The 14,626-nt window shown below is 53.2% G+C and carries 7 protein-coding genes; 1 reads left to right on the top strand and 6 read right to left on the bottom strand.

Features of this window, described 5'->3' with window-relative positions; genetic code table 11:
• Positions 1-10: 10 nt before the first annotated feature.
• The 3 genes from AC0LWM_RS13835 to AC0LWM_RS13825 form a co-directional block, all read right to left on the bottom strand.
• Entirely contained in the window at positions 11-3,949 is a 3,939-nt protein-coding gene (locus tag AC0LWM_RS13835) for an S-layer homology domain-containing protein (protein ID WP_474675537.1), read from the bottom strand.
• 160 nt (positions 3,950-4,109) lie between these two features.
• A complete protein-coding gene (locus AC0LWM_RS13830; protein ID WP_474675536.1) occupies positions 4,110-5,261 on the bottom strand; it encodes a response regulator in 1,152 nt (383 codons plus the stop codon).
• The gene (locus tag AC0LWM_RS13825) at positions 5,258-7,066 is read right to left on the bottom strand and encodes a sensor histidine kinase (protein ID WP_474675535.1); all 1,809 of its coding nucleotides are present in this window, start codon (positions 7,064-7,066) and stop codon (positions 5,258-5,260) included. Before AC0LWM_RS13825 ends, AC0LWM_RS13830 begins: the two co-directional genes overlap by 4 nt.
• A gap of 283 nt (positions 7,067-7,349) precedes the next feature.
• On the opposite strand from AC0LWM_RS13825, the gene AC0LWM_RS13820 reads away from it, so the two are divergent.
• Positions 7,350-7,841 (top strand): hypothetical protein, encoded by a 492-nt coding sequence (locus AC0LWM_RS13820; RefSeq protein ID WP_474675534.1) that lies wholly within the window; start codon positions 7,350-7,352, stop codon positions 7,839-7,841.
• Positions 7,842-8,069: 228 nt separating this feature from the next.
• On the opposite strand, the gene AC0LWM_RS13815 is transcribed toward AC0LWM_RS13820, so the two are convergent.
• The 3 genes from AC0LWM_RS13815 to kynU all read right to left on the bottom strand — a co-directional run bounded on the left by AC0LWM_RS13815 (position 8,070) and on the right by kynU (position 14,526).
• Complete coding sequence (locus AC0LWM_RS13815; RefSeq protein ID WP_474675533.1) at positions 8,070-11,603, bottom strand: S-layer homology domain-containing protein; 3,534 nt, start codon at positions 11,601-11,603, stop codon at positions 8,070-8,072.
• Between the two features lie 171 nt (positions 11,604-11,774).
• Positions 11,775-13,130 (bottom strand): amino acid permease, encoded by a 1,356-nt coding sequence (locus tag AC0LWM_RS13810; RefSeq protein ID WP_474675532.1) that lies wholly within the window; start codon positions 13,128-13,130, stop codon positions 11,775-11,777.
• A 109-nt stretch (positions 13,131-13,239) separates the two neighbouring features.
• Positions 13,240-14,526 (bottom strand): kynureninase, encoded by a 1,287-nt coding sequence (gene kynU, locus AC0LWM_RS13805; protein WP_474675531.1) that lies wholly within the window; start codon positions 14,524-14,526, stop codon positions 13,240-13,242.
• Positions 14,527-14,626 lie beyond the last annotated feature (100 nt).

Here is a 14,626-nt window from a genome sequence, read left to right as displayed (position 1 = left end):
TTGATGTACTTTACTTGCTCTGTTGTGCCAACAGTTTCAGAAGAACGGTCACAGCCTCCGCCCTTGTCGTCTTGGCCTGGGGATCGAACTTGCCTGCACCCTTGCCTCCCATGTAGCCAAGCTGCTTAGCGGCTGCGACCGCGCCTTTCGCCCACTGCGGAATGTCCTTGTCATCCGCGAAGCCGGTGGAGGTATTCGTATCCGAAGCTAGACCGGCGGCATTGGCCACCATCATCGCCATCTCGGCGCGGGTCATGGCTGCATCCGGACGGAACGTTCCGTCGGCATAGCCTTTCAGATAGCCGGCCTTCATCGCCAGCGCCACTTCGTTCTTCGCCCAAGCTCCGATCTTCGCCGCGTCGGCGAAAGCAAGTGCCGCTCCCGTCCCTTGAGGCTTTAGCGTTTGCACCAGCATCACCGCGAATTCTGCGCGCGTCACCGTGTAATTCGGCTTGAAGCTTCCATCCGGATAACCGGCAACGATTCCGCTGTTCGCCGCCTGAAGGATAGCACCTTCCGCCCAGTGTCCGGCAATGTCGGAGAAGCCGATCGCCGGTTTGGGGTCTGCCGCCGGCCCATCGCCGGACCCGCCAACGGCGAGTACCGCGAACTTCGTGAAATGGTCGACCGACACGGTGATCCGATTTCCGTCTGTTTTGCCGCCGCTCACCTCGACCCAGCTTTTCTTCACTTCGTCATAGTAGTAGATAGCCGCCGTTTGATTACCCTTCAATTTCGCGGAATCAAACGTTATCGTGATCGTAACCGGATGAGTGAACTTTTCCGGGAAGTTCTTCAAAACCTCGTAAACCGCACTCGCCAAAACGTCATTATTCGTGAGAAGCTTCTGCGGATCCGTCACATTGTCGATCGAGATTTTTAATTGTTGGTTGGTGGCGCCCGCCGGGATCGAGATGACGATCGATTGATCGCCTAAGCTCACTTCGCCCGCTTTGCCGGCCGGAAGCGTCAGTCTGCCATTCGACGACCTAATGATTGGGTCCGCAGCTGGTAGGGTACCACCGCTCCCACCGCCGCCTACGGCTCCGCCTCCGTTCCCGTTGCCGCTTCCGTCACCACTTCCGTTACCGCTCGGCGCTGCTGGATTCACCGTTATCGTATAGGTCACCTTCGTCGTCCCGTCCTGCGCGGTGACGATGACTTTCTTGCCCGTTGCAAGCGTTGTCGCCACGGTCGTGCCGTCCGCATCGTAAACCTCGAACGTAGCACCCGCTGCCGGCGTAATCGTCGCCTTGAATGCGGCTAACGTCGTTCCGTACGGAACGTTCGTGATCGTTTCGTTCGCCGTTCCGCCCGCGCTAACGGTCCCGATTGTCGAAGTCAGCGTTGCCGCATGGCTCAGTGCGCTCACCGTCACCGTATACGTGACCGTCGTGATCCGATCCTGGGCGGTGACGATCACCTTCGTGCCCGTCGCGAGCGTCGTCGCCACGGTCGTGCCGTCCGCATCGTAAACCTCGAACGTGGCGCCCGTTGCCGGTGTAATCGCCGCCTCGAATGCGGCTAACGTTGTTCCGTACGGAACGTTCTTGATCGTTTCGTTCGCCGTTCCTCCCGCGCTAACGGTCCCGATCGTCGAGGTCAGGGTGGCTGTCGCACTGGCCGGATTCCATTTCGCATAAAGGGTTGCATTGGAAGACACGGTATAGTTGTCCCCCGGCATGTAGCCATCCCCGCGGCCGTCCGCTCGCGTGTTCCATCCGCCGAACAAGTGCCCTTTTTTCCTCAAATCCAATGTTCCCGCATCGATGCGTATCTTTGTTCCCGGCATGAAGGAGCCTCCGGCCGGAACCGTCCCGCTGGCGTTCCCATTCCCGTCATAGACCAAGAAGGCTTGGATGTCGCGCAAATAAGGATACCCGCCGTTAAGCGAAGCATCGATGCCCCATATACTCGTGAAATCCCAAGCGTTCGCACTGTCTTCCTCAAAAGTGCCTCGATCCTTCATCGCTTCGGTTTCCTTGCCTGTTCCTCCGGCGGATACGTTTTGTCGGGACTTCACCGTGTCATAGAAGCTATTCACGACGGATCCGGAGCTATCCAGACCGATGAAGCCGCCTAGATCCCAGCTATACGTATCTCTTCCGCTCACGGCGCCAGTAGCGTAGCTGTTGCTGACCGTTCCGCCGAGCGTGTTGTCGTTAAAGCCGATCAACCCGCCAACGCTATAATATCCGCTCGCTTCGGACGACGCGTAGCTGTCGCGAATCTCTCCGAAATCATTGTGGCCCACCAAACCGCCGACATCCCCGCTTCCGAAAGTACTCCCTGAAGCGTAGCTGTAACCGATTTTTCCTTGGCGGTTAAGCCCAACCAAACCACCGATCCCCGAGCTGTCGATGCCCGTCACATTCCCCGTGGCGAAGCTGTGGACAATCTCGCCGTAGCTGTTGATGCCGACCAAACCGCCTGCATCTTTGCCGCTCACGTTCCCCGTGGCGTAGCTATAGCTCAACATTCCGTTCGAGAAACCCGCCACTCCGCCAATATAGTTTAATCCGCTCACATCCGCCGAGGAATAAACGGAACGTACCGTCCCCCCGTAGACAGCGCCTACCATGCCGCCGACGTTATTGGTTCCGCTCACGGTTCCCGTGACGGAGCTATTCTCGATGTTGGCCAACGCGCTCTCGCCGGCTAAACCGCCTACATTGTCGCTCCCTTTTATCGATACGTCGATCAATCGCATATTTCGGAGATCCCCCTGCACGACCGCCCCGAATAACCCGATCTTGCCTCCGCTTTGTATCTTCAGTCCCGTTATCGCGTACCCTCTGCCATCCATATGCCCTCCGAAGGGAGTGTAGTAAGATCCGATCGGCTCCCAGTTCGGGTATTCGCTCAAATCGATATCGGCATCCAACCTGTAATACGTGCCGTTATTCATGTTCATGCGAACCCCATCCAACTGCTCCGGCGTCGCAATGAGAAAAGGGTCGGCTTCCGTTCCCAAACCCGATTTCGGGCTGGCGTATATCTTGATGACGGCTTGAGTGACCGACGCTTCTAAATACCCGGTTGCCTCGATCCTCACCGAATGGACGCCTTTCGCGAGTACGCCTGCTTTGATTCTGACGATTCCGGCTTCAACCGTATATTGCGTTCCCTTCGTTAACATGGTTCCGCCATCCCATACCGCGGTGATCGCGCCGCGCCAATCGGGATCGTCCGCGAACGCGACTTCGATGTCATGCTTGGTATCGTTATCCGTCGTGTCCGCAGCCAGAACGGGCGGGGTATATCGAATCGGGGAAATCTCGACTGGCTGAGCGTACAGAACACCCGCGTTGTCTCCGAACGCATCGCTATCGATGCGAATCGCGTTTTCCGAACCCGTTAGCGGCTGTTCGAAATGGATTTCGAGCGTACTCGACATTGGTGTGGAAGCTATGTTCGCCACAGCATCGGCTTGGCCTAACGGCTCGAAACTACCGCCCGTCCTTCTCACGGAGATCTTGCTCTTCAAATCCTCGTTTGTTCCCGTTTGCCGGGCATACACGCCGAAGGTCACCGTTACGATCTTGCGCTGTCCGCTAACCACTGCCGTGATCCCCCCGCTATCCAATTGCGCGTCGCGATAATAACACCTTTTGACGATGCCAGGCGCGGGATCGCTGCCGCCGAACGCAGGCGTCGTGCACTCGATGCTGAACGCGGCGACGCTCGTTCGATAGCCAACAGTTACCCGGTTATCCTCGTCATATCCCCAGTACCGTACTTCCTTCGTTCCCATGAAAACGCAAGCCGCTCCCTCATCCGCACAATAGGTCCAGCCGGGACTGCCGTCCGGTCCAACGTTACCGCCATCAGCCGATACGTTCCATCCCAGCGAAGGCGAAAACATGGCCAACAGCATGCACCCCACCATCAAACGAATTGCAAACCCACGCAGCACTCGCGCAGTACCTGATAATTTTAATCTGAACATCGCGACTCTCCCGCTCCTCTTATTCAATTTGCTAGACTCCTCAATTGCAAGTCTACTTCATCGCAATAAAAGAATAATGAAAGAGCCGGCGTGAAAGTTCGCACAAGAACAAAAGCAAAAACCGCGCAGCATCAAGTCTTCGCGGTTTTTGTCATTCACTCTATTTATTTTCAGCCTCGAATTTGTCAATCAACAATTCGTAACAGCGAACCAGGTCGCCGGACGGGCGAATGCCAAGCTCCCGATCGAGAAGCCTAACGTAATCGTTATATAGCGCAGTCAATCCTTTTTTGTCCCCCATCTGCTCGCGTAACGACATCAATAAACGGATCACCGATTCATCCAAAGGATTGCGCTGGTTGAGCTTCGCGAGAAGCTTCGAAGCAGCGGACGTGTCTTGCAAGGCAATCAGGGCTTCGGCAAGCCTTTTGGCGAGCGAAGCGTACAATTCGGCGTAGTGCTCCGTTTCATGAATGGCCCACACGTACGCCTTGTCTCCGAACAGATCGCCGGTATACGATCGTTCGATTTGCTTGGCGAGCTCCACATCCTCGGCCTCAATGGTTTGCAGCCGCTTCGCTTGTTTTTCGAACTCCGCATAATCGATCGAGGCATCCTTTAAATCGATCGCGTAGCCATCGTTCTCCGAACGCACAACATCGCGCATGCCCAGCGGTTCCAAAGATTTGCGCAGTTGATAGACGGTCGTATTCAAATACTTCTCCGCTTGTTCTTGCTCCATGCCCCCGAAAATATCGGCAATCAATCTGGAGCGTGGAATCCGTTTGCTCTGATGGAGCAATAAATAGGCGAACAACTCCGCGCATTTCCGCGAGATCCACTTGACGCGCCCCGCTTCGTTGCTCACAACGACGTCGCCGAGCACGGTGACGACCACCTTGCCTGCGTCCCGGATAACCGAAGAAGGCTGATCCGCCAAAAGGGAAGCACGTTCGATGGCCAGCGCGCGACGAACCGTCCGCTGCAGCCGCTCCTGGGCAACGGGCTTGACCAAATAATCCAGCACGGACAAATCATACGCATCCAAGGCATATTCCTTATGCGAAGTGACGAATACGATTTGTACCGGGGAGCCCGAAGCATCCATCCTGGCCGCAAACGCCAAACCGTTCTCTCCCGCCATCGAGATATCGACAAAAGCGAGACCGATGTCCTTGTTTTCAGTTAAAAATGCCGCCGCGGACTTCGTATCCGTGAAAGTACCCGCCACTTGTACTTCGGGCAGCTTGACCAACATTTTGCGTAAAATCAAACTCATCGCCGGCTCATCGTCCACCAAAATGACTTTCATTCGCTCCATTCCTCCATTTCCCCGTCGACGAAAGCCTCTCGCCCACTGGCGGAGCCGGGCAACGAGAAATAAAAACTCGTCCCCACTCCCGGCTCGCTGTCAAACCAGAGGCTGCCGCCGTGGATCCGAACGAATTCCCGCACAAGAACGAGTCCGAACCTTGTATTCCCTGCATCGTCCCCGTCGGCCGGCGCCTTGAAGAAAGGTTCCTCGAGCCGAAGCAGTTCCGAGGTTTGCACATCCATTCCCGCTCCGTTGTCACGGACGGCGATGACGACCAGTTCGCCTTCCACGGCCGCGCTAATTTCGATCGAGCCGCCGATCCCCGTAAATTTTATCGCATTTGAGAGCAAATTCCGCAAGATCAGATCCAGCATTTCTTTATCCGCGCTTACCGCAAGCTGCTCGTCGATCCGTTCCGTCATCCGAATTTGCTTGATGCCCGCCTTCGCCCCGGCAAGCGACAAGGCTTGCCGGACGACCTGCTGCAAATTCCAGCCTTGCGGGCGGAACATGACTGTTCCCTTTTGGCTGCGATACCAGTCCAGCAAATTCTCGACAAGCTGAAACGTACCGTGCACTTGTCCTTGCAATGCATGAAACAGCTCGGCATGCTCCCGATCGGCGGCGGTCAACTCCTCGCCCAAAAGCTCGGTCAAGCTCACAAGGAGCGCAATCGGATCACGGATATCGTGCGCCATGACGGTAAACAGCTTGTCCTTGAACGCATTCAGTTCGGATAGCTGACGCGCGTTTTCACGCAGCCGCGATTCGTTCTCCTTCAGCTCCGTAATATCGTTAAACATTAACATTTTGCCGATCGGCGTTTTGCCTGCATCGTAGATGTAGGTCAAGCTACAGTTATAATACCGGTGCCGATTCTCATGAAATCGGTGGAATGGGAATCGCTCATCGCCGGAGTTTGCGGCATGAATGCTTTCCAACAATTCGGGATGATCGGACAATACCTTGCCGACATCGGCGGGGTAATGGAGCGTCAAACCGAGTTCGGGGAGCATCGCTTCGGCAGCGCGATTGTAGCTGACGATTTGATCCTCGTAATCGAGCAGGACGACCCCGTCCCGAATCGTATCGAACACTTTGGCATGGGCAAGCGGCGTTAACCGCAGCAGATTAAAACGATAAATCCCCCACATGTAGAAGATCCCCGATACGGCGAACCCGAACGGCGTCAAGTCGAGGCGTATGCCGAGCCAAAAGCACATATTGAGGAGCATCGGAGCGGCGGCGCCCAGGACGAGAATCAGAATTTGCTTGCGCACGATGGGCGAAGACCGCCAATACATCGGGATAAACAGCAACATCCCGCACAGCATAACGCCATAATTGTAGACGGAATGTACTTTATACCAGAATCCTTTGATTGTGGTGTACAAAGGAACCGGCGTATCCGTGTTCAAAATATATTGCTCGTATACGAGGTGGTGCCAATCGTTGGTCAAATGGAATCCGAAAACAAGCACGGGAATGACGAATAACGCCGCCGTGAGCCGCTTTCTGTAGCGCGAGGCGGTTCCCGTGAATTGAATGACCAGCAAGAGCCAAAGCGTCGAAACAAAAGGAATGCCCACATATTCGATTTGAAGCGACAGCTTGAAATCGTTCAAGCTTCGGCTGAGCACCTCGAACGCATAGCCAAACGCGTAAAAAGCCGCTGCCAACATCATGAAAATCATCGTATTCGCAACGGGTAGATGGCGTTTCCGGTAAGATAACCAAGAGATGAACAGCATCATCGCCGTCGCGATGAAAAGTAAGATCGACATCCACTGTTTAATATCCACGAATGCGGCTCCCTTGTGACGAATAACGACCGAGCCGAAATCCCGCGACCCAGTTCGACAAAATTCCCTAGCATTATCATATCATCTGGCAGATGGGAGCGGAATGTCATTCGTCAAGAGAATCGCAGACTTGAATGATTCAGGATAAGACAAGTTTACTACTGCGGAATAAAAGAATAATGAAAGACGCTCTAGCCGATCCGATATTCCCGATTGTGGCAGTGAAATGGTATTGTGAGTGGAAGTCATTTTCTCTTAATGTAGCATCAAAGGAGAGGATCCCGTGTTCAAAACAACCATTGCATGGATGTTCATCATCGGCTTGTTCGCCGCAGGCGGCTGCAGTGCCGGGGGAACGTCCCCGGATCGCGCAATTCAGAATGTGGATGTGGATTCTCAGGCGGAGAATGGCGGCGGTCAAACATCCCAAAGCGTCTCATCTCAAAATGAATCGTCTGATGGCAGCTCGCCCGAAGGCGAATCCCCCGAGGAGGTACCCGCAACCGCCTGGTGCACGCCGGGAGAGCTATGGACCGTCACCGGAGACGTGAAAATGAAGGAGCCGGTATACGCGAAAATCGTAGGCATGAAAAAATATAACGGTACGGCATACTGCAAAGCGGTGGAGGATCCGGAAACGGAAAACGGCATTACCGTAAACATGACCCATTACTTCAACGAAGATCGCAGCGATCGATGGATGCTAATGGATACGAACGGTTACGTCATCAAAACCCATTTCGGCAAAGACGGTGTGGTGGAAATGCAGAATTAGCAATCGGCTGGCGGAATGAGGAAAAAGGCGATACTCGCACATGAAGTGCCGAGTATCGCCTTTTTGAGGGGTTTATTCAAACTTCATATGTTCTTTTTTATTTTCACTTTCTCTCGCTCACCTGTGAGCTTAATGAGTTTCTGAAGATCCTTGATTTGGTTCATTCATCTCACCATTCTGTAGGCTTCACAACATCTTTTCCGTTATTTAGATTTAGAGCTTACACGATTACGGGGTGTGCGATGCAATGTACTGGGAAGTGCCTGTAGGGAAACTATTCCATTCCCCGTACTGATTGAACGCAATTGAGCCGGCTTGGATGCCCTTCTTGCGGATGATCGTGCCGCCGCTTGGCATGAACTGCGTCTGCGAACTCGGATTGCCAAGCACGTCGATCACGACACCGTTTTTCTTCAGGACAATCCCCGTGGTTACTATTTTGCCATTCGGATCGTACAACGGTAATTGACCGTTGAAATATTTGGCAGTGGTAATATCCATAAAATTTGTGAACGAATCGTCGATGAAAATATACGGCGTACCCTTCCCAAACGAGAACAAAGATTGTGTATTGGGGATCGTCTGTCCGTCCTGGGTATTATATCGATAGACTTCAAGCTCATAACCGGACACCTGCGAATTGTCTCCGTCAAGATTGTGGAACAGCTGAATCGCCGTTCGCCCGCTGCCCAAGTCCATGTACTGCGAGAAGTACAGATCCTCGGCCCCTTGAGGAGCTACGGTGATATTCAGAACAACCGCCGTACCATTTTCATCGATCACCCACACCAATGGTCCGGCATTGCCATCCCACGTCCAAATCCTTCCGTTCATCTGCGTCGTTCCGGTTCGTGTTAAATCCGGAGTGCCCTGGTAGATTTGGAAAGTGGTCTGATTCGGGAAGATACCCGACAGGTCGTAGGTGACGGGATCGTTCACTCCCTGCTTCGTCCGAATCTCCACCTTTCCGTTCGGAGCAAGAGGCGCGTTGCGCACATTGACATCGTAGGTCGCCGTGCCTCCCTTGCCGTCGTCCGCGGTAATTTGCACAATCGTTTTGCCCGCGGTTGAGTCCGGCGTTAGCGTGAGGATATTCCCCGAAACCGTTGCGGCCACGATGCCGGAAACTTGCGGAACGGCGGTAAAGGTCAGCGTATCGCCATCCGAATCTTTAAACAGTTGGGTGAGGCTGAACGACCGGGCATTCGTCACGCCTGCAGTCAGCACTTGTTCATAGATGGTGCCAAAAACTTGCGGCGCATGGTTCGGCCCCACCGAAGCGGCTTGAACCTCCACCACAAAGGACGACGTTGCCATCCCGCCGCGGTTATCCATAACTGTGATCGTTACGGTCGTAAAACCCTCTGCAACCGGCGTCAGCGTCACTTGATGTCCCCAGACCGAGACGGTCGCGATGCCTGCAGCTGCCGAAGTTGCCGTGACGGTCAATGTGTTCTGCTCCGGATCGGAGAGATACGGATCTAGATCCAAGACGGTCGGCGTGCCGACTTGAAGCGTTTGAGCTGGCAGCGGTGATATCAAAAGCGGTTCATTGACTGTGACCTTGAAGCTGATTCTCGTTTCGCCGCCATTACCGTCTTTGGCTGTGAGTTCAATCGTTGTCTGGCCAGATGCCAGAGAGTGCACCGTCACCTGCGTTCCGTTAATCGCGACCGTTGCGATACTTGAATCCTGCGATTTCGCATCATAGGTCAACGCGTCTTGGTCCGGATCGCTGAACACCGTCGATAAATCCAGGGTGTAGTCGGCATTTCCGACAGTGAGCGATTGGTCGGATGGCGTCGACGATACCGCAGGCGGTCCATTGACAGTGACTAAGAAATTGGTGCTCTTTTCGCCGCCTTTGCGGTCTATGGCAGTTACGGTGATCGTGGCCTTGCCGGCTTTTTTGGGAACGATCGATAACTGATCTCCCGTCACGGCAACTTCAGTAACGCTGGTATCCGAGGAGATCGCAGAATAGGTCAACGCATCGTAATCTTCGTCCTCGAACGTTCCGCCAAGCGAGAAGTTGGTGCCCGGATCACCTGCATTCGTCATGACCGGAGAAATCGTCTGCTTCACTGTCGGAGCATGGTTCACCGGGGCGGACGTGATCGTTACGCCGAACTGCGTTTGCACCGTTCCGCCCTTACCGTCATTCGCCGTCACGGTAATCGTGGCCGTGCCGACACCAATCGGCGTGACGGTCAAGTCCGACCCAGCCACAGACACCGTGGCGACGCCCGTGTTCGACGAAACCGCCGAATAAGTCAATGCGTCATTATCCGCATCGGCAAATCTATTCGCGAGGCTCACTGTCTGAATGCTGTCCATCACTTGGGCCGTCACGGGTGAAATCGCACTTTTCACGGTCGGCGCATGGTTGGACGGAGCAGGAGCAGGCGTTGGAGACGGAGATGGAATTGTTGTCGTAGGCGGTGTCGGGCTTGGAATATTTCGATCATCGATGCCGATTTGGACACGCTTGATCCGACCGCTCACTTTATCTATATTTTCAATCACCTGCGACAGCTTGACGCCCTCGGCCAATACAATTTCGCCAATTTCCACGCCGCTGCCTAGCGTCAACTTCGTTTTCGGATCCGTTACCTGCAGGGTTTCGATTTGTACATTTCCTTTTAACTGAATAGCTTGTCCGCCGTCCACCGCCAACGTTTTGATCTTGGCATTCAATTCTACGCTCGAAACCCCTCGCGCTAAAGTCACTTGACCAAAAGAGTCGCCGCTCGCAGTGACACCGTTCCCGCTAATCTTCAAGTTTCCTGCAAATGCGAAGCTGCCCGCGTTAAGATCAACGCCGTCTTTGACGATTTCCAAATCGGAAAGGCCGTTAACGTTGCGGTTGGCCGACTTAAACTTCAATACGGCCCCTTTCAACGCTTCCCCGTTTTGTTCGCCGAGCAACTGCTTCAGCTTGTCATCCGCCAAATACGGCTTCCCGTTAATAAAAATCATGTCTCCATCCACTTGGGTGATTGTCGCCGTTTGTTCTTCCGCTTGAAAAATATTGACCAAAAAAGCCGCAATATCTCCGCGTACAACGGAGCCGCGCGGATTCAATCGCTCATTTGGCGTGTCGATGAGTCCTAAACGCAAGGCCGTATCCACGAAACCGGCCGCCCACGTAGAAATCTGCTGCTGGTCCTGTACCGGCGGCTTCTGACCTCCGCGCGCATTCGTCCCGTTCACGGCCCGCACGAACACCGCGGCCAGCTCTTCCCGGGTAACGGGATCTTGCGGGCGGAAGGAATCCGCTCCTCCTCCCGTCATCAAACCGGCGCGATAAACCGCCTCTATGGAGGCAGCGCTCCAGCTCGATTCCGACACGTCGGCAAACGACGAAGTCCGCGTATCCGGCAAAGACAAACGAAGCGCCCTCGCCATCAAAGCCGCAAGCTCCTGGCGAGTCAAAATTTCGGCAGGACGAAAATGTCCTGTAGGATCCCCTTCCAGCAACCCCAGCTTCTTCGCCTGCTGAATGGCTTCCTCCGCGGACGATGACATTCCGTTCAAGTCGGAAAAACCGCCCGCCGAAGCTTGGTCCGTTAGCGGTGTGTTGTTTGCACCGGCAGCCTCTAGAACCAGACGATCGGTAGACTTAACCTGGTCTTGTGCTGACGGTTCGGCTGCATAGGCCAGTCCTGGAATAGAACCAGCCAACAAAACTCCGGCAAGCAAAGAAGTCTGCAAACGACGACTGCTTTGTTGGATGACTTTAAAACGCTTCCGTTTACCCATAAATCCGCCTCTTCCCACATGCTAGTTTTCATCAATATATCTATTATATCGACAGATTCTCGCGAAAATCTCGCCTTTTTCATGAAATATCGACATCGTTTGAGAGTTGGTCTCTCCAACACGAAAAAAGGACAGGAAGCCGTCGCTCCTGCCCTTGTTCCATATCCCTTATTACCCCTTCCTTCTCCTCATCACCCAATAAACCACACACAAAAACAGCAGCCAAGGAACCCCAAACTGGAGCATAATCTTAAAATCCGTAAACCATGCGGTGATCATCAAGCTGAGCAGCAGAAGTCCGCCCAGTATCGTCAAATAAGGAAACCCCATCATTTTGACCGGCAATTTGCGCCCACCTGACTTCTCCCACTTCTTGCGGAAAGACAAATGAGAGATGAAAATGATCAGCCAAGTAAACAGCGAACCGAACATGGAGATGCCCATCATAAAAGAGTACGAAGATTCAGGCAGCAGCGCACTAACAACCGCGGCAAGAATAATGCCGAAGGTGGAAACGAAAAGCGCGGTCGTTGGAGCGCCTTTTTTATTGAGCTTACCAAACACGGCCGGTGCGAACTTTTCTTTGGATAACGAAAACATCGTCCGCGAGGAAGCATACAGCTGCCCGTTCATGGAGGATAAAGCGGCTGTGAGCACGATAAAATTCATGATCCCGGAGGCACCGGGGATATTCAGGATTTCCATGACTTTCACAAAAGGACTTTCTTCAATGCCTGCCGATTGCCATGGAACGATCATCAGCATAATCGCCAAAGTCAGCACATAAAACACGGACAACCGGAAAACCGTCGCTTTCAAAGCTTTCGGCACCGCTACATCCGGATCTTTGGCTTCACCCGCAGTAACCGCGACCAACTCCGTGCCAATATAGCTAAATAACGAAATAAATACGGCAATCCACATCCCTTTGAACCCAAACGGCATGAAGCCGCCTTGATCCGCCAGATTATGAGCTCCTACATGTTCATATCCGGAAGTTCCAAACAGAACGTACGCGCCAAGAAGGATAAACGCCACAATCGCGCCAACCTTGATCATGGAAAACCAATACTCAAATTTTGCAAAAGCATTCACACTGGTAGCGTTTACATAAATGAGCACCGCGGTAAACAAAACGATCCAAATGATGCCGGGGACACCCGGAAACCAATATTTCATATAGACGGCAATTGCGCTGATTTCAACCCCAATGGCGAGAACCTGCGCGATCCAATAGGAGTAGCGGACAAGAAAGCCTACCATAGGATGAAGATATTTGTCGGCAATCGTGCCGAAAGACCCTGAGGTCGGATGGGCAACCGTCATTTCCGCCAAGCACCCCATCAATAACAAAACGACAACCGCACCGATCGAATAGCTGAGCAATACGCTAGGTCCCGCAGTGCCGATCGCAAGTCCGCTACCCAAAAACAACCCCGTTCCAATGGCCATCCCCATGGCGATCATCGAGAGCTGGCCTGTCGTGACCTCCCGTTTTAACTCCCCGCCGTTATGCTTATTCTCCATCTCTTTTCATCCCCTTCTCGAACCATTCCATTAGGCTTTGTCCTTTGATGACCTGAATCCATGCGAGAGAGCGAACCCCCTCATTTCGCCCTCTCATTTCGCCATATCATTAAGCAACGACTTCGCGTTCGTTTTTGAACTTTTCGTATTGTTTGTCCGTCATGATCGTTTTCAAAATTCGAACGACCTGCCAAACTTCCTCGTACGACGTATACAGGGCGACAGGCGCAAGACGAATGATGTTCGGCGCCCGAAAATCCGGAATGATGCCGTTTTCCTTCAACGACTTGCAAATCCGTGCGGCTTCATTATGCTCGAGACTCACATGCCCGCCGCGGCGCGCATCCTCTCTTGGCGTACCGATGACGAATCCCATACCCGCCAGTTCACTGTCGATTAAGTCCATCAAATATTGATTGATTTGAAGCGATTTTTCACGAATACGTTCAATGCCCGCTTCCGCAAAAATTTCGAGTGATCCGATCAAAGGAGCCACGCTCAGCACATGAGGCGTTCCGATTTGAAAAGCTCCAGCGGAGTAAGCGGGAGTTAACGTATGCTCCATGTCGAATTGCTTCTCTTTCGCGGAGCTGAACCATCCGGCAAGACCAGGCATTCTTCCAAAATGCTTACGGTTGACGAACAAACCTCCAACGCCGCCAGGTCCGCCGTTCAAATGTTTATAATTGCACCAAAACGCAAAGTCTACACCCCACTCGCCAAAAGAATGCGGAATCGAACCCGCGGAATGGCACGCGTCGAAGCCGATCACAATCCCTCTGCGGTGAGCTTCTTCAGTCAATCGTTTCATATCCAAAATTTGACCGCTGCGGTAAAGCACAGTCGGCAATACGATCAATGCGACGGTCTCATCCATCGCTTCGATAATATCGTCTTCCTCCAGGAAGCGGCCATCGCGGCTTTTCACCCGAATCAGATGCGCATCGGGATCATAACCGTGAATCCGCAGCTGGCTTTGCAAAGCATAAATATCCGATGGAAACGTCAGTTCATCCGCCAAAATTTTCGTGCGATTGTCCTTCGGCTCATAAAACGTCGACACAAGCTGATGCAAATTGACCGTCGTCGAACCCGTCACGATGACTTCCTCCGCCGAACCGCCTACCAACGGAGCAAGCTTCTTCCCGAGCTCCTCCGCCATGAAGAACCAAGGGTGGTTCCCCTGCGTCCAGCCGTCGATTCCGTGCTCTTTCCAATCCTCAAGCGATTCCAGGAGCGTCTTCTCCGCTCTTCTCGAAAGCAGGCCAAGCGAGTTCCCGTCCATATAAATCGATCCCGGCTTCAAATAAAACTCTTCCCGAAAATGCTTCAGCGGATCGACCTGATCCATTTGTTTCGCATATTCCAACGTGGTTTCAAAGTTCTTCAACAGCATCGAGAAACTCCCCTTTACAAAGCAGTAATGAAGCGCTTTCTTGAATAAATGTGACATCGTGTCAATAACATTATCACGCTGAATATGACATGATGTCAAT

The sequence above is a fragment of the Paenibacillus sp. sgz302148 genome (assembly GCF_056120465.1).
Note: the sequence above shows the minus strand (reverse complement) of the source record. Positions and strands in the feature narration are given on the sequence as shown.